Raw genomic sequence first — 18,448 nt, forward strand, 5'->3', positions numbered from 1 at the left:
AACCATTGATCCACACATCCACACGAATGGAGTTCGGTGTGATTCAGTCCGACATCCACGGGGAGACCCCCCACGTCGGCACACAGGATGACGACCTCATCCAGTTGCTCACCGTCACCGGCGAGCGCGTGCACCATCAGACGTATTCATCCCGAGTCGCCCACCTCGACACCGAGGCCCTCGAGGGCCTCTACCGCGACATGGTCCTGGTGCGCCGGTTCGACACCGAGGCCACCGCACTGCAGCGGCACGGCGAGCTCGGACTCTGGCCCCAGTGCCTCGGCCAGGAGGCCGCCCAGATCGGCTCCGGCCGGGCGCTCGCCGCCCAGGACCACGTGTTCCCCTCCTACCGGGAGCACGGTGTCGGCTGGACCCGCGGCCTGGACCTGCGCAAGGTCCTGCACCAGTTCCGTGGCGAGGACCACGGCGGCTGGGACCCGGCCGAGCACAACTTCTCCCTCTACACCCTGGTGATCGGCTCGCACGCCCTGCACGCGACCGGCTTCGCCATGGGCGTGCAGCGCGACGGTGACGTCGGCACCGGTGACCCCGACCGCGACCGCGCCGTGGTCGCCTACTTCGGTGACGGCGCCACCTCCCAGGGGGACGTGAACGAGGCGCTCGTCTTCGCGGCCGTCAACGACGCCCCGGTGGTCTTCTTCTGCCAGAACAACCACTGGGCGATCTCCGAGCCCACCGAGCGGCAGAGCCGGGTCCCCCTGTTTCGCCGGGGCTCCGGGTTCGGCGTGCCGGCCGTGCGCGTGGACGGCAATGACGTGCTGGCCTGCTACGCCGTGACCCAGGAGGCCCTCGAGCGCGCCCGCAGCGGGGGTGGCCCCACGTTCATCGAGGCCGTCACCTACCGGATGGGGGCGCACACGACCTCCGACGATCCGACCCGCTACCGCAGCCGGGCCGAGGAGGACTACTGGCGCACCCGCGACCCGATCGACCGGCTCCGACTGCACCTGGTCGCCGAGGGTACGGCGCCCGAGTTCTTCACCGCCCTGGACGCCGAGGCCGACGCCTACGGAGAACAGATCCGCGACTACTGCCGGTCCATCCCCAAGGCGGAATCGTCCCGGATGTTCGAGCACGTCTACGCCGCCGAGCACACCCTCGTGGAGTCCGAGCGAGCCTGGTTCACCGAGTACGAGGCAGGCTTCGCCACGGAAGGAGCGCAGCGATGAGCGAGAACACCGGCACCCAGCGGATCCCGATGGCGAAGGCCATCAACCTCGGGCTGCGCCGCTCCATGGAGCGGGACGACAAGGTCCTGCTCATGGGCGAGGACATCGGTCGCCTCGGTGGGGTGTTCCGGGTGACCGATGGCCTGCAGAAGGACTTCGGCACCACCCGGGTGGTCGATACCCCGCTCGCCGAGTCCGGCATCATCGGCACCGCGATCGGCCTCGCACTCGCCGGCTACCGCCCGGTCTGCGAGATCCAGTTCGACGGCTTCATCTTCCCCGCCTACGACCAGATCACCACCCAGCTGGCCAAACTGCACTACCGCTCCCGCGGACGCGTCGAGCTGCCGGTCGTCATCCGGGTCCCGTACGGCGGCGGCATCGGGGCCGTGGAACACCACAGCGAGTCGCCCGAGGCGCTCTTCGCCCACACCGCGGGCCTGCGACTGGTCAGCCCGGCCAACCCGGCGGACGCGTTCACGATGATCCAGCAGGCCATCGCGTCCCCGGACCCGGTGCTCTTCCTCGAACCGAAGGCCCGGTACTGGGACAAGGCGGACGTGGACGTGACCGCGGCGGACCAGGTCCTCGACCTCGGCGGCGGGAACGGACTGCACCGGGCCCGCGTGGTGCGCCCGGGCACCGACCTGACGATCGCCGCGTACGGGCCGACGGTCGCGACCGCGATGGCCGCGGCGACGGTGGCCGAGCAGGAGGGGCACAGCGTCGAGGTCATCGACCTGCGTTCGATCTCCCCGATCGACTTCGACACGATCGCGGACTCGGTGCGCCGCACCCACCGGTTGGTGGTGGCGCACGAGGCCCCCGTGTTCTTCGGGGCCGGCGCCGAGATCGCGGCCCGGATCACCGAGCAGTGCTTCTACTCCCTCGAGGCGCCGGTGCTGCGGGTGGGTGGATTCCACGCGCCGTACCCGGTGGCCAACATCGAGGAGGACTACCTGCCGAACCTGGACCGGGTCCTGCACGCCGTCGACGCCGTTCTGGCGCACTGAGCCGCGCGACCGCGCAGAACTGGAGTTCAGCCATGCCGAAATACCTCGAGTTCCGTCTCCCGGACGTGGGGGAGGGCCTGACCGAGGCCGACATCGTGGCCTGGAAGGTCGCCGTCGGCGACGTCGTGACGGTGAACCAGGCGCTCGTCGAGATCGAGACGGCCAAGTCGCTCGTGGAGCTGCCGAGCCCGCACGCGGGCGTCGTCAGCAGGCTCCTGGTCGAGTCCGGCGCGACCGTCGAGGTGGGCACGCCGATCGTCGTGATCGACACAGATCCCGACGGCGAAGCGGAGCCCGACGGCGCCTCGCCCGCCGTCGCGAGTGGTTCCGGTGGGTCGGCCGACGGCGATGCCGTCGCCGACGACGAGACGAGCGGCGACGTACTGGTCGGGTACGGCACGAAGCACGCGGCGGCGGCCCGCCGCCCCCGCCGGGCCGCCGAGCCGGCGGAGACGCCGACCTCCCAGGCCGCACCCTCCCCCCAGCCGGCACCCGCACCCGCGGCGCCCACCCCCGCGCCGCCGTCGGGCCCTGCGCCCGTGAGCCGCCCCACGGCCGGGGTGAGCGTGGACGCCGGAGCTGCTGCGCCGTCGTCGACCGTGCTCGCCAAGCCGCCGGTCCGCAAGCTCGCCAAGGATCTCGGGATCGACCTGAACCGGGTGCCGGGCACGGGCCCCGGCGGCATCATCACCCGTGGCGACGTGGAGGCCGCGGCCGAGCGGTCCGAACCCGAGCGCCAGGCCAGCTACCCCGCGGACGACCGGCCCTGGCTCGACGGCGGGGTGGTGTCCGCGGACGGGCGCCAGACCCGGGTGCCGGTGCGCAGTGTGCGGGCCCGGACCGCGGAGGCCATGGTCGCGTCCGCGTTCACGGCGCCGCACGTCACCGTCTTCCAGACCGTGGACGTGACGAAGACGATGAAGCTCGTGGCCCGCCTGAAGGAGGACCGCGACTTCGCCGACACCAGGGTCACGCCGCTGCTGATCGCGGCGAAGGCCCTGATCCTCGCGATCCGCAGGCACCCGACGATCAGTGCGGCGTGGGACGACGCGACCCAGGAGATCGTCTACAAGCACTACATCAACCTGGGGATAGCCGCGTCCACGCCGCGCGGGCTGGTGGTGCCGAACATCAAGGACGCGCACCGGATGAACCTGCACGAGCTCGCGGTGGCCCTCGGGGACCTCACCGCTACGGCCAGGGCCGGGAGGACCACGCCCGCGGCGATGAGCGACGGGACGGTCACCATCACCAACGTCGGGGTCTTCGGGATCGACACCGGCACCCCGATCCTGAACCCGGGGGAGTCGGCGATCCTGGCGTTCGGGGCCATCAGCGAGCGCCCGTGGGTGCACCACGGCAAGATCAAGCCGCGCTGGGTCACCCAGCTCGCCCTGTCGATGGACCACCGGCTCATCGACGGCGAGCTCGGGTCCCGGGTCCTGGCGGACACCGCGCGCACGCTGGCGGACCCGGCCCAGGGGCTGATCTGGGGCTGAGCCGGATCGAGTCGCTGGTTCGCTCGTGGCAGCCAGTCAGCGACCTGGGCGTTGAAGTCCTCACGACTGGAGAACGAGCGCCCAGACAGGCACGAGGTCTCGAAGCAGCCTATATGTCGCTAGACCACGTTCTTGAACGCCGGATCACGCGCAGGCGCGAGCATCCCACCGTTGAGCGCGATCCGGTGGGCGAACTCGCCCAAGGCGTACTGGCGTATCGCGGGTTCCGCGGTGCTCCAACGCTCCCTGCCGCGCCGCTGCCTGGACCATCGGGACCTCATCAGCCTGTACACCGCATGGCATCGTTTCAGGCCAGTCATCTAGCGAACCGCTGGATGCGCGCCCGCATGTCCGGTGGTTGTGGGAGGGGCCGGGCGACCCGGCCCCTCCCCGATCGGTGGTGGGAGTGACGTAGCGCTCTGGCGCCGCCAGCCAGCGGCCCTCCTAGCCCAGGGGCACTATGACCTCCTGGGGCTGTCCGCCGGGTACGTCTAGCGCGGGATCATATGTCGCTTCCAGAATCACCTCGACACCGGACCCCGCCATAGGGGCAACGGTGGCGCCGTTGCACAGGAGTGCCCGAGTGCGCCCAGCTCCCTCCATCAAGCCGGTTGACGGGTTGAAGCCCACAGGAAAGATGACCGAAGCGTAGCCGGCGCCCTGGTAGGTTCCGGCCTTGCAGATCAGCGCCGCGGTGTTGGCGTGGTAGTTCGTGTTCCAGCCGCTCGTCCAGACTGACGTGGCCGAGCGACCGTTGGTCAGATCCCTGAGCTGAGCCCTGATGCTGATCGACGGCACTGCAGCGGTGCAGTTGACCTTGACCGCGACATTGATCGTGCCGCCGACGTGGCTCGAGTTGTGCGGGTCGTTGACCGATAGGTGACACGTGATCACTGCTCCTCCGGGACCGGTCGCAGCCTCCGCTGGCGCTGCTGACATGAACCCGATCGTCAAGGCCAAGAGTGCGCCGAGGACCGCCCCGACGCCTCGGCGTCGTACTCTTCCATGCATTGAATCTCCCCATTCCTTCATTGATGCAGCGATCGTCTTCGATCACGGAGGTTCGATCGGGATCGTCCCGGCGAGGTGGACAGGCAGTTCGCGGCTGTCGCTTCGCACGGCCAGCGACCATGCTTCTGCTCCTCGGCGCCCGGCCTCCGCTGCGACCCACGCCAATACCTCGCGCACATCGACCGCGTTGATCAACTCGAATGCCCAAACGTCGTACCCAGAGTCGTAGACCGGATCACTTGGGGGCTGCTTTCGGTACAGCCCGACTATGTACCCCGCTGGCCCTTGATGTTCAGAGAGCGCGAGCGTTTCGATGGCTCGATGTTGCATCCCCTACCCCGTTTCCTCCCCCTCGTCGCAAACTAGCAGCGCGTACCGTCCCGTGCGCTGCCAATTGACTGACCCAAGGTGACCTATCGACACCGGCAATGCGGCTCATCCGAGCCGGCTCCAGGAAACGCATCGATTCCCGCTACGGGACGCCCACGTTTCAGGGCGCGGTCTCGGTCCACCAGGTGGCATCGGAGTGCCGCTCACAGGCGATCGTGCCCACCGGCCGCTCGCCGCGCACCGCCCTCGATGCACATCGAAACCCGCTACCTCGAGCACCCGACGCAGTTCCTTCGCGAGCCATCGAGAGGCGCGCGGAACGGCGTGATTGAACGGTTCGATCGACGCACCGTCGAAGCAGCCCAGCTCGAAGCTGCTCGCGGGGCCGCAGGGTGCGTGCGAACTCGGCGATCGGCTGGTCGCAGCGCACGGCCCATGGTGGATCGTCGAGAACCGTTAGAGGATGCCGTCGAGAGCGTCGTCGGGTTCGTCGATGTGGTCCATCCTTTGCCGGTCGAAGGGGATGCCGGGGTAGGCCGAGCGGGCGTGGCCGATGAACGACGGCAGGAGTCGATGCCGCGCACGTTCAGCCCGAGTCCCGCCAGGTGGTTCGTCCAGTGCCCTGGGCCGCAGCCGGCGTCCAGCACTCTCCCGCTCATGCCCTCGGCCCACGAGTCGATCACCTGCCGATCCGAGGGGTGCACCGCCGACATCGAACCGAGGAGGGCCGTGTACTCATCGGCGCGCGCCGAGTAGGCAGTGGTCGCCGTCACGGATCGAGGGTACCGATGGGCGAGCGACGCTGGTGGAACCCGCGACCGGACCGCTGGGCGAGGCCGCGCGCCGGGCGATCACAGGTCGAGCGTCGGCTCCACGGAACTGATGGCCTTGCCCTGCGCCCGCGCGTAGTCGATCTCGCGGCGGGTCGCGTCGCCGACGTAGCCGCCCTCGCTCACCACGCGGACCTCGTCCGCCAGGTCGATCCGCCGCAGATGCAGCTCGCCCAAAGCGTGGCGCAGGGCGGGCGTCGGGTCCTCACCGATCGGCTCGGGGCCGAGCACGATCACGCCGGTGGCCGTCAATCGTCGCCGCTCCGAACGGAAGAGGTGCTCGAAGCGCAGCGAGCCACACAGGCACACCACCCTGGGCGGGTTCGGCACGTCGCTACCAGTTCTGGCCGGAGCCGTCCCCACCGCCGGAGGCTTGCTCCTCCGCGTCACGGGACTGCTGAGCCTCCTCGTTCCGGCTCTGTAGCTCCTCCTGGCGCGGGTCGACCGACTCGCCCCCGGAGCCGGATTCGCTGGGTTCGCCGGAGCCGGACTCGGAGCCGGACTCGCTGGGTTCGCCGGAGCCCGACTCGGATCCCGACTCGCTCGGCTCGCCGGACTCGGACCCCGACTGGCTCGGCTCGCCCGACTCGGACCCGGATTCGCTCGGTTCGCCGGTCCCGGTCTCGCTGGGTTCACCGGAGGGCTCCTCGCCCTGTTGCTCCTGCTGCTGTTGCTGCTCTTCGGACTGTTCCTGGCTCTCCTGCTGGCGCTCCTCGGCCTGCTGGGCCTGCTCGCCGCCGTTGCCCCCGGACTCGCCGCAGTCGGCCAGGATCTCCTGGGCCTCGGTGTACCGGGACGTGGACTGCGCGAAGTCGCCCGCGAGGCGGGCCTCGTCGCCGAGCCCCTCGACGGCGAGGGAGTAGTTCGTCCGGACCATGCACTCGTCCTCGCCGCGGGGCTCACCGTCCGGCGCCTTCGGCACCATCTCCAGCGCGACCCCGAACTCCTGGGTCGCGGCGAAGAAGTCGCCGCCCGCGTAGATGGCGGTGCCCTGGTTGAAGAAGGGCTTCCACGGCTCGATCACGTTGAAGAACTCGAGCGCACCGAACCGCTCGGCGGAGGTGTTGTGGTTGGCGTTGTCGTAGGCGCTCTGCCCGGCGGTGTTGATGGCGACGGCGCTGAGCAGCTTGAGCGCGGCCAGGAACGCGATCACGACGACCGGAAGCGACCACAGCAGCAGCGCGCGACGGCGCTTGGCCAGCTTGTCCGCGAACCGCTTGTCCCGGATCTCCTCGGTGGTCTGGAACTCCCCGGGCGGCGGCAGGATGTCGAGGCTCATCGCGGGTTTCCCCTTCCGGCCGGCTCGGGTTCACGGCGGGAGTTCTCCCGACGGCGGTCCCTCGTCTCGACCTCGTTCTTGCGGCGGGTCTTCGGTACCTCGCGGGTCAGGTCCCACGCCTCCCAGGCCAGCAGCAACGCCAGGATGACGGCGGCCGGCCAGTACACGTCCCGGTAGGTGGTGTTGTCGCGGCGCCCGTCCGCGGCGATGTTCTCGACGTCGATGCCCTCGACCAGGAAGGTCACGTCATCGGGGGTGATCCGGTGGGTGAACTCCACGCCGAGCTGGCCGGCGAGCGTGCGCAGGTTGTCCTCGTCGTAGTGCGAGATGCCCGGTTGTCCGTCCGGCCCGGTGATGTACGGGGCGTCGGTGCCGAAGCCGGTGTCCGAGGTGCCGTCGTAGGAGCGCATCATGCCGCCCTCGGTGGTGCCGTAGCCCATCACCGCGCCACCGTCGAACAGCGGACCGAGCTGCTCGAAGGACTCGAAGGCACTGCCGGCGGTGGAGTCGGAGCCGTCGGTGTTCTCGCCGTCGGAGAGGAAGAACACCAGCCGCACGTTCTCCGGGTTGCGCTCGATCGCGGAGTTCACCGAGTCGGTCAGCGCCTGCAGGGGCCGGTCGATGGAGGAGCCCGCCGAGTAGGCGGTGATCTCCTGGGTGACCGTGTCCGCCCAGGAGCGCACGGCGCGCGCGTCGGTGGTCATCGGCAGCTGGCGGGTGGCCTGGGAGTCGAAGGAGATGATCGTGTACCGGGCGCCCGGCATGGCGTTGGTCAACGCCTCCATGTCCGCCTGCACCCCCTCGAGACGGGCCCGGCCGTCGTCGTAGTCCTCCGCCGCCATCGACCCGGTGCGGTCGACCACGAAGAACAGCTCGGCGTTCGTGGTGAGCAGCTCGCTGTCCGTGCGCGGCACGGCCGGGCAGAGCCCGATCACCAGGGCGGCGACGATGATCCCGGTCCGGCGCGCCCAGTCGCGGCGACGTTCGCCACGGGAGGCCTTGATGCGCCACACGGCCAGGGCGATCAGGGGCACGAACACGATGAGGAGCAGCCAGAGCGGCAGCAGCATGCGCAGGATCATGTGCGCAACCTCCAGACCGCGAGGAGGTAGATCCCGAGAAGCGCCATCAACCAGGGGAAGTACTCCTCCGGCCGGTCGGTGATCACCACCTCGGGGTTGGCGTCGAGCTCGGCCGCCTGTTGGGAGGTGATGTTGTCGATGATGCCGTCCACGGCGCCGGGGTCGTCGCTGGCGTAGAACAGGCCGCCGTACAGCTCGACGACGTCGCGGTACTCCTTCTCCTGCGCCGCGGACGTCGCGGTGACCTCGCCGGCGTAGAAGCCGTGCAGCGTGATGCCCCGTTCGTCTACGAGCTCACCCGCCTCGGGAAGCGTGTAGATCTCGTTGCCGAACACCTCGTTGTCCGTGGCCAGGATGATCGATCGGGATCTCTCGGTGTCGGTCAGGTCGAAGGACAGGGCGCAGGTGGCCAGCCCGTCCCCGACGAGCGAGGAGGAGCTGTCCCCGAGGCCGGTGGTGCCGAGCACGAAGTCCAGCAGCCGGTCGTAGGCGGCCGGGTCGAAGGACAGGTCGTCGAGGGAGTCCAGGTCGAAGTCGAGGGCATCCGCGGCGTAGCGCAGCTCCTCCTCGACCAGGTCGTAGTCGTCGGTCAGTGGGAACACGGTCCGGGAGGTGGAGTTCCAGATCGAGAGGGCGATCCGCTCGCCGTTGAAGCTCGGCAGCAGCTCGAGGAACTTCTCCACCACCTGGGTGTCGTACTCGATCATCGAGCCGGACACGTCCAGGCACAGCACGATGTCCCGGGTGGCCAGCTCGTCGGAGCGGGTCACCTTGTCGACGGGCCGCGCCGCGAGGAACCCGGTCGCGACCACGGCACCGACCAGGACCACGGCGAGGCCAGTGAGCAGCACCCGGTACTTGCTCATCCGGGACCGGAACGAGGGCAGCGTCGTCAGGTAGGACGCGTTCGCCACCCAGGTGACCGAGGTGCGCTCCCGTTTCGCGGCCCGCGCGAACCAGCCGGCCACGAGCGCGGCCACGGCGACGGCGATGACCGCGGCGATCGCCCACGGGTGCAGGAAGGTCTCGGTCACCATTCCCGGACCACCCCCCGCGCGCTCTCCGTGGCGCTGAGGGCCTCGGCGTCGGAGTCGGAGGCGAACGCCGGCTCCTGGTAGTCCTCGAGCAGCGTGGTGAGCCGGCCGGTGCCCTCGAGGGTGGCGATCTCGTTCACGGTCAGCGAGCTGGTGTCCATCCGCAGCCGGCCGTTCGCGAACTCGCGGAGGATGTGGTTCAGGTCCAGGTGCAGGGTGCGCAGGTCGGACTCGCCCTCCCGGTACCGCGCCTCTGCCGCGTCCACCTCGTCGAGCGTCTCCCGCCGCAGGCCGGAGTACCGATCCCGACGGCCGCCGTCGGCATCCTTCGCGGCCCGTTCCCGGGTGAAGTAGAAGACCCACCAGTACCAGGCGGCGATCAGGATCAGCAGGGCCGCGCCGACGATCCACACCCACGTCGAGAACGACGCGGGGTCGACCGGCTCGTTGATCGGGGCCGCACCGATCTGGGCTACGGCGGGTGCCACCGCGGCAGCTGCGCCGGTCGGGTCAGTGGCGAACACGGCGCTGCCTCCTCAACAGGTCGAACATCCGGTCGATCAGCTCGTCCTCACTGTTGGCGGTCACGGCCTCGACACCCTGACGGCGCAGCATGGCCGCGACGTCGTGGCGGCGGCGCAGCGCGGCGTCGGCCGCCTCGGCGGAGAGGTCCTTGCGCGAGCGCAGGTACTCGGGTATCTCGAGGTGGGTGTCGACGTCGTCGATGACCCGGTCGGAGAACGCGGTGGGCAGCACGTCCCCGATCTGGATGACCATCACCTCGTGGCGGGTCCGCAGCCGCTTCAGGCCGAGTTCGTGCTCGGGCCGGGGACGGGCCTCGTCGGTGATCAGGACCACCAGGGACCGGCGCGTGAACCAGGTCAGGATCCGGTCGAACACCCGGTTCAGGTCGCTCGGCGGCGCCTCCAGGTCGAGCATCGACTCGGACCGGCGCAGCAGCATCTCCATGTGCTCGGTGCCGCCGCGAGCCGGGATCTGCACGATCCGGTCCTCGTCGCCGGCCACGAGGGCCACCAGGTCCCCACGGGCGCGGGCGAGGTAGCAGATCACCTCGGCCGCGAACAGGGCGATGTCGGACTTCATGGACCCGTCCGGGGCAGTGGCGGCCATGTTCCGGCCGGTGTCCAGGGCCAGCACCATGGCCACGTTGGAGTCGCGGACGAACCGGCGGATCACCGGGTGGCCGGAGGAGGCGCTGGACTTCCAGTCGATGTCGCCGACGTCGTCGCCGAACTGGTACAGGGCCATCTCGTCGAAGTCCTGGCCGTGCCCGGAGTAGATCGACCGGTGCCGCCCCTCGAGCAGGCCCGCGGCGCGCCGGACCGTGGGAAGGTCGAGCCGTGCTCGGACCTTCGCCAGGCGCGATCGGGACTGTGCCACGGGGTGGGGCTCCTTGCCGATGGGGAGAGTGGTCGCCGTCAGTGCTGTCGGTAGCGCGTGGCGGGTGGTCGTGGCCCGGTCAGGGGCTCGGCACCGCCGCGTACACGGCGTCGATGAGCGACTCGGGGGCCACGTTGTTCGCGAGGGCGTCGTAGGTGCGCACGATGCGGTGCCGCAGGATCGAGTGGCGCAGGGCCTTGACGTCGTCCGGGACCACGTAGGAACGGCCGGCCTGAACGGCCAGTGCCTGGGCGATCCGCATCAGGGCGATGCCACCACGCGGGCTCGCGCCGACCCGCACGTGCTGGTTCAGGTTCGGCAGCGGGCGGGGACCTCCGCCGCGGGTGGTGTTGATGATGGCCACGATGTACTGCTTGATCGCGGTGTCCACGTAGACCTTCTCCACCAGCGACTGCAGGAACTCCAGGTCCGGCAGGGAGATCGGCTGCGCCGTGAGCGGGGCGGTCATCGACCCGGAGTTGATCCGCTCGAGGATGTCCACCTCCTCGTCCGGCGCCGGGTAGGTGAGCACCTCCTTCATCAGGAACCGGTCCATCTGGGCCTCGGGCAGCACGTAGGTGCCTTCCTCCTCGATGGGGTTCTGGGTGGCCAGCACCATGAACGGCCTCGGCAGCTTGAAGACCTCGCCACCGATCGAGGTCTGCTTCTCCTGCATCGCCTCGAGCATCGCCGACTGGGTCTTGGCCGAGGACCGGTTGATCTCGTCGAGGAGCACCAGGTTCGCGTGCACCGGGCCGAGCTGGGTGGCGAACTCCCCGGTGGCGTAGTTGTAGATCTGGGTGCCAATGATGTCGTTCGGCATCAGGTCCGGCGTGCACTGGATCCGGTGGAACGAGCCGCCGACGGCGGAGGCCAGGGTCTGCGCGGCCGTCGTCTTGGCCAGACCGGGCACCGACTCGAGGAGCACGTGCCCGCCGGCGAGCAGCGAGGAGACCAGTGCGGTGCGCAGGGGGGCCTGCCCGACGATGCGCTGATCGAACACCCGCGAGATCTGGCCGAGCAGCGCGGTGGCGCGCCGGGAGTCGTCGTAGGAGATGGGTGAGGCCGATGGCGCGAGGTGCGACGGGGCTGGGTTGGACATGGTCTCCCACTCGAGGACGGCGGCGGATGCATCCGCGATTATGCCAGCCGATCCTTGGAGTTCCCTGGGCGACGACGGGCAGCCCTGCCCATCGGGGGCGGGTGCAGGGCCGCGAACGCGGCCGCGTCCGAACCGCTCCCGGCCCCGATTAGGCTCGAGGTCGTGCCCGTGATCCCCGCCCCACTGCGCTGGGTGGTCGCCGCCCTGCCGACGGCGGTGCTCGCCTGCGTCCTCGGCCTCGCGTTCTCCGGGGCGGCCGCGCCGACGCTCGTCGCCGACTCCGGGGCACTGGTCCGGTGGGGGCTTCCGGTCGTCACGGTGCTCAGCGAAGCGGCCGCGGCGGTGACCCTCGGCTCTCTCGTGCTGCTGCTGTTCGTGCTGCCCCGCCCGACGGGGCCGCGCGCGGGCGACCGGGCCGGCGGCCGGTCCCGGCCCGGCAGGGCCGACAGGGCCGATGGTGCCGCCTGGACCCTCGCGGCCCGCGTGGTCGGCTGGTCCGGGCCGGCCTGGGCGCTGCTGCTGGTCGTGGACATGGTCGTCGGCTACGCCTCGGTCGCGGGCCGCCCGCTCGGCGGTGCGGGTTTCGGCGACGAGCTCGCCTTCTACCTCACCGAGATCTCCACCGGCCGAGCCGCCCTGGTGACCGCGATCGTCGCCGCCCTCGCCTCCGTGGCGTGCGTCGCCGTCGCCGGTTACGGCACCGCGATGCTGGCCGCCGTGCTGAGCTTCTCGGTCCTGATCCCGATCGCGACCACCGGGCACGCGGCCGGCGCCGCGAACCACGAGCTCGGCATGTCCGGCCTGTTCGGCCACCTGGCCTCGGTCTGCATCTGGATGGGCGGGCTGGTGGTGCTGTGCGTGGTCGCGCCGCGGCTGGGCCGGGACCTGCGGGCCGCCGTCGGGCGGTACTCCACGGTCGCGATCTGGGCGTTCCTCGGGGTGGGCCTGTCCGGGCTCGCGAACGCGTGGATCCGGCTCGGTACGCTGTCCGCCTTCCTCACCGACTACGGGCTGATCCTGCTCGCGAAGATCGCCGCGTTCCTGCTGCTCGGGGTGTTCGGGTACGTGCACCGTGAGCGCACCATCCCGAAACTGCCGGCCGACGGCGGAACTCGCGCCGTGTTCTGGCGGCTCGCCGGGGTGGAGGTACTCGTCATGGCCGCGGCCACCGGGCTCGCGGTGGCGCTCGCCGCCACCGGCCCGCCGGTGGCGCAGGAACCGGTCGAGGGGCTGAGCCCGGCCGAGGTGCTGTCCCAGTACCCGGTGCCGCCGGAGCCGACCCTGGCCCGCTGGTTCACCGAGTGGGTCCCCGACCTGCTGTTCGGGACGATCAGCCTGGTCCTGGCCGTGCAGTACCTGCGCTGGGTGTGGCGGTTGCGCCGCCGGGGGGATGCCTGGCCGGTGGCCCGTACGGTGGTCTGGCTCGTCGCCGTCGCCGCCTTCGCCTGGGTGACCTGCGGCGGCCCGGCCGTCTACGGCCGGATCATGTTCAGCGCGCACATGCTCCAGCACATGAGCACGGTCATGGTCATCCCGATCCTGTTCGTCCTGGCCGCCCCGGTGACGCTCGCGCTGCGGGCGCTGCCCGCCCGGCGCGACGGGTCCCGCGGGCCGCGCGAGTGGCTGCTGGCCCTGGTGCACTCCCGGGCGGCGCGGTTCTTCGGGAACCCGCTGGTGGCCGCGCTGAACTTCGTCGGCTCGATGATCGTGTTCTACTTCACGCCGCTGTTCGAGTTCGCCCTGACCACCCACCTGGGGCACATCGGCATGGTGGTGCACTTCAGCCTGGCCGGGTACATGTTCGTGAACGTCCTGATCGGGATCGACCCCGGTCCGGCCCGGCCGAGTTACCCGCTGCGGCTGCTGCTGCTGTTCGGGACCATGGCGTTCCACGCGTTCTTCGGCATCGCGCTGATCTCGATGACCACCCTGCTCGCCCCGGACTACTTCGGGGCGCTCGGGCTGCCCTGGGGCGTGGACGCGCTCGCGGACCAGGAGACCGGCGGTGAGATCACCTGGGGCATCGGCGAGGTGCCGAGCCTGATCCTCGCGGTGAGCCTGGCCGTGGCCTGGTCCAAGGACGACGCCCGCACCGCCAAGCGCCTCGACCGGGCCGCCGAACGCGACGACGACGCCGAGCTCAAGGCCTACAACGCGATGCTCGAGCGGATGTCCAAGGACGGCTGACCGCCACTCCTTGACCGAGGCGGGTCGCGACCCTGCCAGCGGTCAGCAGGTGGCGAGCAGCCGGGGCAGCACGATGGTGGAGAGGTACTCGCCGTACCCGGGCGGCCAGTCCGGGACATCCGTGGTGACCGGATAGGCGAGTACGGCCACCACGCAACTGCGGTCGGTGGTCCACGCCTCGGCGGTGAGACCCCACTCGGGGCCGGAGTACGTGCGGCCCTCGGCGCCCGGGACCTCGAGCGACGTCGTCGGGCTGCCCGCCGGCTGACCAGGTGTGATGTCGATGCCCCGGTTCGTGCGGAATGTGAACCCGACGCCGCTGGGTGACTCGTAGGCGCCGCCGACCACGGTGTCCATGACGCGGACCGCCGCCGCGAACTCGAGCCCGAGCTCGGCGCCGAGATCGTCGGCCACGAGGGTCGCGTACGGCTCCGCGGCGGCGCCCTCGAGCAGCGTTCCGGTGGTCAGCGCGTCACTCGTCAACGACGTGGTGGTGGCGACGTCCTCGTCCTCGGGGGTGTTCAGGGACGGGAACGTCTCGAGAATCTCGAAGGTGTAGGCGTCGAGCACCAGCGCGGACTCCGCCGGCCAGGACGGGTTCACCGGGACGGGGCACGGCGGTGTTTCGGTCGTGTACGCGACACCGTTCGCGTCCCGGTCGATGCTGTCGACGATCGTCATCGTGACCGTGTCGACGACGACCGTTGCAGGGTGTGCCAGGATCTCGGGCTCCAGGTCGGCAGGGTCCTCCGGGGTGGAGCCCCACACGGTGACGTAGCTCGAGCCCGGCTCGTACGCCACGAGGTCCGCTGCGGCCTCGGCGCAGTCCGGCGTCTCGGGCGTGGCGTTCGTGGCGGTGGCCGCCGGCGGTGTGGTGTCCGCCGGGTCGTCCGCGGCTGCCGTGGCACACGCTGACAGAGTCAGGACGAGCGTGCTCACTGCGACGATGATCCGAGTGCGATGCACGAGCGGCCCCCTTGACGTCGGCTCCCTGCCGGCACTGGCGGGCGACCGCGCCAGTCTGCCAGAACCTGCGTCTCGACGTGGAGTGCCGAGACCTCCTCTCCGGTGCGCGGGACCCGTAGGGACGTCAAGGGCACACTCGGTCACTCGGTGATGGCAGCGCGATCAGCGGCGATGGGTCGCGATGTGGGCGAGGGTGCCGGCGACGCACTCCGCGTCCTCCCGGTCCTGACCCGGGTACTCGGTGTGGCCGGCGGAGCGCACGTACAGTTCCTTCGGCCCGGCGAGGCCGTTGTGGACGGCGAACTGGCCCGGCGGCGGCACGGCGGGATCCCAGAGTGCGGCCTCCACCCGGGTCGGGACGGTGATCCGGGTGGCCGAGGTCGAGGCGTCGAAGAACCGCAGTACCTCACGGGCCTCGGGGTGCGCGGCGACGTGGTGGCGCACCGACTCCCCGCTGCCGGTGCACGGCATCCGCAGCCGCAGGTCGTGCTGGCCGAAGCTCGGCACCACCAGCGTGGCGCCGAAGAAGCGGTCGTCCCAGGGCAGCGCAAGGGCGCCCTGCCCGCCGCCGAAGCTCGCGCCGTGGAAGTACAGCGGCAGGTCCCCGGCGAGCCGGGTCAGGGCGGTCGCGGCGCACCAGAGGTCGGCGGCGCACCCACCGAGGATGTACGTCGCCACCGAGCCGATGCCCACCAGCACGTGCTCCGCGCCGACCGCAGGGACGCCGTCGATCAGGCTCGCGGCCGGCAGCCCGCGGGCGACCGGGAAGAGGGCGGCGGCGTCCGCCGGGACCCCGGCCAGATCCGGGGCCATCCGCCCGCCGTACCCGTGGCTGACCACGAGCCCGAGCTCCGGCGACCCGGCCACCGGCAGCGCGAGCCATCCGCCGAGCGTCAGACCGTCGGTGGTCCGGAACCGCACGGCGTGCAGCTCGTGGACGCCCGTGCGCCCGATCGGGGTGAGCACCGGCGACGGGTCGACCTCCCGGGCCCGTGCCGCGAGATCCCGCCAGAATGCGTCGAAGCCCGGTGGTGCCGGCACCGGCTCGACGGCGAGCAGGTCCGGCAGGTCGTGGCCGTAGGTGGCGTCGGCGGTGTCGGTGCCGAACCACTCCTCGAACGGGGGGCGCCGGCTCGTCGTGGTCACGCCGCAACGTTATCGATGCCCGCACCGGTGCCGTCGCCGCCGAGGGCGACCCTCGAACGATTCGTCCGACGATGGTTGAAACCTTCGAAGGTGAACGTCGTCGGATCGGTACCGAGTCCGGCCGCGAGTGACGACACGGCGCAGGTTCGCGTGATAGGACCGTGCGGTGACCACCAACACGTTCGGCAATGACGCGACCACCCCACCCGCCGCCGCGGCGAGCACGGCCGACACCCCGGCCAACGCGACCGGCACCTCCCCGGCTCCCGGGTCCGGCGAGGCCGCCGCCCCGCCCACCCCCTTCCACGACCTCGACGCCTACCTCGCGCTGCCCCGCGTGGGCGGCCTGACGATGTCCCCGGACGGCACCCGCCTGGTCGTGGGTGTCGCCGCCCTGAACCACGACTCGACGGCGTACGTCACCTCGCAGTGGGACGTGGACCCGGCGGGGGAGCGGCCCGCGCGTCGGATCACCCGCGGCACGAAGGGCGAGAGCCAGGCCACGTTCACCGCGGCCGGCGACCTGCTGTTCGTCGCGAAGCGGGCCACCGCCGAGACCGGCGAGGACAAGGCCAAGCCGGCCCTGTGGGTGCTGCCCGCCGGCGGCGGGGAGGCCCGGGTGCTGGCCACCAGGCCCGGCGGCGTCGGCGGCATCACCGCGGCCCGCGCCGCGGACACGGTGGTCGTCACGGCGGACACGCTGCCCTCGGCCACGGACACCGAGTCCGAGCAGAGGCTGCGGGACCTGCGCTCGGACACGAAGGTGAACGCCATCCTGCACACCGGTTACCCGGTCCGGTACTGGGACTCCGACCTCGGCCCGGACCGACCCCGGCTGTACGTCGCGGAGGCGACCTCCGCCGTCGTCGCGGATGCTCCGGACGAGGCGCCGGAGGCGCCGGCCGACCCCGACGCGCCCCTCGACCTGCGCGACCTGACCCCGGACGCCGGCGCCCACCTGACCAACACCGGGCTCGACCTGAGCGCCGACGGGACCACCGTGGTCACCTCCTGGAACCGCCCGATGGCCAAGGGCGCGGTGCGGTCGATCCTGGTGCGCATCGACGTGGCCTCCGGAGAGCGCACCACGATCGCCGACGAACCGGAGGCGGAGTTCGGCGGCGCCCGCATCAGCCCGGACGGCAGCCGCGTCGCGTACATCCGCGAGACCCTGTCCACCCCGGAGACCGCGCCCGTGGTCACGCTCCACGTCGCCGGCATCGACGGCACGTCCCCGCAGCGGCTCGGGGCCGACTGGGACGACTGGCCGGCGTCGCTGACGTGGCTGCCGGACGGCTCCGGGCTGCTCGTGACCGCGGACGACGACGGCCGCTCGCCGGTGTTCAAGCTCACCCTGGACGGTGAGCGCAGCCGGCTCACCCCGGACGACGCCGCGTACACCGACGTGGTCGTGGCCCCGGACGGGTCGGCCGCCTACGCGCTGCGCAGCTCCTACGAGTTCCCGGCCGAGGTGGTCCGGATCGATCTGTCCGAGGGCGCCGCCGACCCGGTCACGGCACTGCGCTCGCCGGCCCCGCGCCCGAGCCTGCCCGGCACCCTCACGGAGGTCGAGACGACCGCCGCCGACGGCGCCCGGGTGCGGGCCTGGCTGGCCGTGCCCGAGGGTGCCACCGAGGCCGACCCCGCCCCGCTGGTGCTGTGGATCCACGGCGGCCCGCTCGGTTCGTGGAACGCCTGGAGCTGGCGCTGGTGCCCCTGGCTGCTGGTCGCGCAGGGCTACGCGGTGCTGCTCCCGGACCCGGCGCTGAGCACCGGCTACGGCCAGGACTTCATCCAGCGTGGCTGGGGCGCGTGGGGTGCGGCGCCGTACACCGACCTGATGGCGGTGACCGACGCCGCGGAGGCGTTGCCCGAGATCGACGCCACCCGGACCGGCGCGATGGGCGGCTCGTTCGGCGGCTACATGGCGAACTGGGTGGCCGGCCACACCGACCGGTTCAACGGGATCGTCACGCACGCGAGCCTGTGGGCCCTGGACGGGTTCGGCACCACCACGGACGCCGGCTACTTCTGGGGCCGGGAGATGACCCCGCAGATGGCGCTCGCCAACTCGCCGCACCTGTCCGTGGAGAAGATCGCCACCCCGATGCTCGTGATCCACGGGGACAAGGACTACCGGGTGCCGATCGGCGAGGGCCTGCGGCTCTGGTACGAACTGCTCAGCAAGTCGGCGCTGCCGGCGGACGAGGACGGCCACAGCCCACACCGGTTCCTGTACTTCCCGGACGAGAACCACTGGGTGCTCACCCCGCAGCACGCGAAGGTCTGGTACCAGGTGGTCTCCGCCTTCCTGGCCGAGCACGTGCTCGGCCGGACCGGGGACGAGGCGCCGTCGCTGCCGGAGTCGCTCGGGTAGG

Annotated in this window: 15 protein-coding genes; 5 read left to right on the forward strand and 10 right to left on the reverse strand. The window is 71.1% G+C overall.

Annotation, left to right across the window (positions count from 1 at the left end; genetic code table 11):
• Positions 1–26: 26 nt before the first annotated feature.
• Genes pdhA through EXU48_RS01780 form a run of 3 tightly spaced genes read left to right on the forward strand, consistent with a single transcriptional unit; the run spans position 27 to position 3,702 of the window.
• On the forward strand, positions 27–1,190 hold the full coding sequence (pdhA, locus tag EXU48_RS01770) for a pyruvate dehydrogenase (acetyl-transferring) E1 component subunit alpha (RefSeq protein WP_133105850.1): 1,164 nt from the start codon (positions 27–29) through the stop codon (positions 1,188–1,190).
• On the forward strand, positions 1,187–2,203 hold the full coding sequence (locus tag EXU48_RS01775) for an alpha-ketoacid dehydrogenase subunit beta (RefSeq protein WP_133105851.1): 1,017 nt from the start codon (positions 1,187–1,189) through the stop codon (positions 2,201–2,203). Before pdhA ends, EXU48_RS01775 begins: the two co-directional genes overlap by 4 nt.
• Before the next feature lie 32 nt (positions 2,204–2,235).
• Positions 2,236–3,702, forward strand: a complete 1,467-nt coding sequence (locus EXU48_RS01780; RefSeq protein ID WP_133105852.1) for a dihydrolipoamide acetyltransferase family protein — start codon at positions 2,236–2,238, stop codon at positions 3,700–3,702.
• A gap of 444 nt (positions 3,703–4,146) precedes the next feature.
• Here the strand turns inward: EXU48_RS01780 and EXU48_RS01785 are convergent, their stop codons facing one another.
• The 8 genes from EXU48_RS01785 to EXU48_RS01825 form a co-directional block, all read right to left on the reverse strand.
• Positions 4,147–4,596, reverse strand: coding sequence for a hypothetical protein (locus tag EXU48_RS01785; RefSeq protein ID WP_133105853.1), 450 nt, complete (start codon positions 4,594–4,596; stop codon positions 4,147–4,149).
• A gap of 1,298 nt (positions 4,597–5,894) precedes the next feature.
• Positions 5,895–6,125: a hypothetical protein gene (locus EXU48_RS01795; RefSeq protein WP_328591615.1), complete on the reverse strand. Its 231-nt coding sequence runs from the start codon at positions 6,123–6,125 to the stop codon at positions 5,895–5,897.
• 82 nt (positions 6,126–6,207) lie between these two features.
• Positions 6,208–7,152, reverse strand: coding sequence for a hypothetical protein (locus tag EXU48_RS01800; RefSeq protein ID WP_133105854.1), 945 nt, complete (start codon positions 7,150–7,152; stop codon positions 6,208–6,210).
• The gene (locus EXU48_RS01805; RefSeq protein ID WP_133105855.1) at positions 7,149–8,234 is read right to left on the reverse strand and encodes a vWA domain-containing protein; all 1,086 of its coding nucleotides are present in this window, start codon (positions 8,232–8,234) and stop codon (positions 7,149–7,151) included. The genes EXU48_RS01800 and EXU48_RS01805 overlap by 4 nt, the downstream gene beginning before the upstream one ends.
• Complete coding sequence (locus tag EXU48_RS01810; RefSeq protein WP_133105856.1) at positions 8,231–9,271, reverse strand: vWA domain-containing protein; 1,041 nt, start codon at positions 9,269–9,271, stop codon at positions 8,231–8,233. The genes EXU48_RS01805 and EXU48_RS01810 overlap by 4 nt, the downstream gene beginning before the upstream one ends.
• Complete coding sequence (locus EXU48_RS01815; RefSeq protein ID WP_133105857.1) at positions 9,265–9,792, reverse strand: DUF4381 family protein; 528 nt, start codon at positions 9,790–9,792, stop codon at positions 9,265–9,267. The genes EXU48_RS01810 and EXU48_RS01815 overlap by 7 nt, the downstream gene beginning before the upstream one ends.
• Positions 9,779–10,669: a DUF58 domain-containing protein gene (locus EXU48_RS01820; RefSeq protein ID WP_235856780.1), complete on the reverse strand. Its 891-nt coding sequence runs from the start codon at positions 10,667–10,669 to the stop codon at positions 9,779–9,781. The genes EXU48_RS01815 and EXU48_RS01820 overlap by 14 nt, the downstream gene beginning before the upstream one ends.
• 79 nt (positions 10,670–10,748) lie before the next feature.
• Entirely contained in the window at positions 10,749–11,771 is a 1,023-nt protein-coding gene (locus EXU48_RS01825; protein WP_133105859.1) for an AAA family ATPase, read from the reverse strand.
• Between the two features lie 162 nt (positions 11,772–11,933).
• Between EXU48_RS01825 and EXU48_RS01830 the strand changes: the two genes are divergently transcribed.
• A complete protein-coding gene (locus EXU48_RS01830; protein ID WP_235856781.1) occupies positions 11,934–13,958 on the forward strand; it encodes a cytochrome c oxidase assembly protein in 2,025 nt (674 codons plus the stop codon).
• A gap of 42 nt (positions 13,959–14,000) precedes the next feature.
• Here EXU48_RS01830 and EXU48_RS01835 read toward each other — a convergent pair whose 3' ends face one another.
• Together EXU48_RS01835 and EXU48_RS01840 are read right to left on the reverse strand one after the other, a co-directional pair.
• The gene (locus EXU48_RS01835; RefSeq protein WP_133105860.1) at positions 14,001–14,897 is read right to left on the reverse strand and encodes a hypothetical protein; all 897 of its coding nucleotides are present in this window, start codon (positions 14,895–14,897) and stop codon (positions 14,001–14,003) included.
• A 189-nt stretch (positions 14,898–15,086) separates the two neighbouring features.
• Positions 15,087–16,070: an acetylxylan esterase gene (locus EXU48_RS01840; protein WP_133105861.1), complete on the reverse strand. Its 984-nt coding sequence runs from the start codon at positions 16,068–16,070 to the stop codon at positions 15,087–15,089.
• Between the two features lie 352 nt (positions 16,071–16,422).
• Here EXU48_RS01840 and EXU48_RS01845 point away from each other — a divergent pair, with 352 nt between their 5' ends.
• The gene (locus EXU48_RS01845) at positions 16,423–18,447 is read left to right on the forward strand and encodes a S9 family peptidase (protein ID WP_133106076.1); all 2,025 of its coding nucleotides are present in this window, start codon (positions 16,423–16,425) and stop codon (positions 18,445–18,447) included.
• Position 18,448: the final 1 nt, after the last annotated feature.

Source organism: Occultella glacieicola (assembly GCF_004353825.1).
In the GTDB taxonomy this organism is placed as follows: domain Bacteria; phylum Actinomycetota; class Actinomycetes; order Actinomycetales; family Beutenbergiaceae; genus Occultella; species Occultella glacieicola.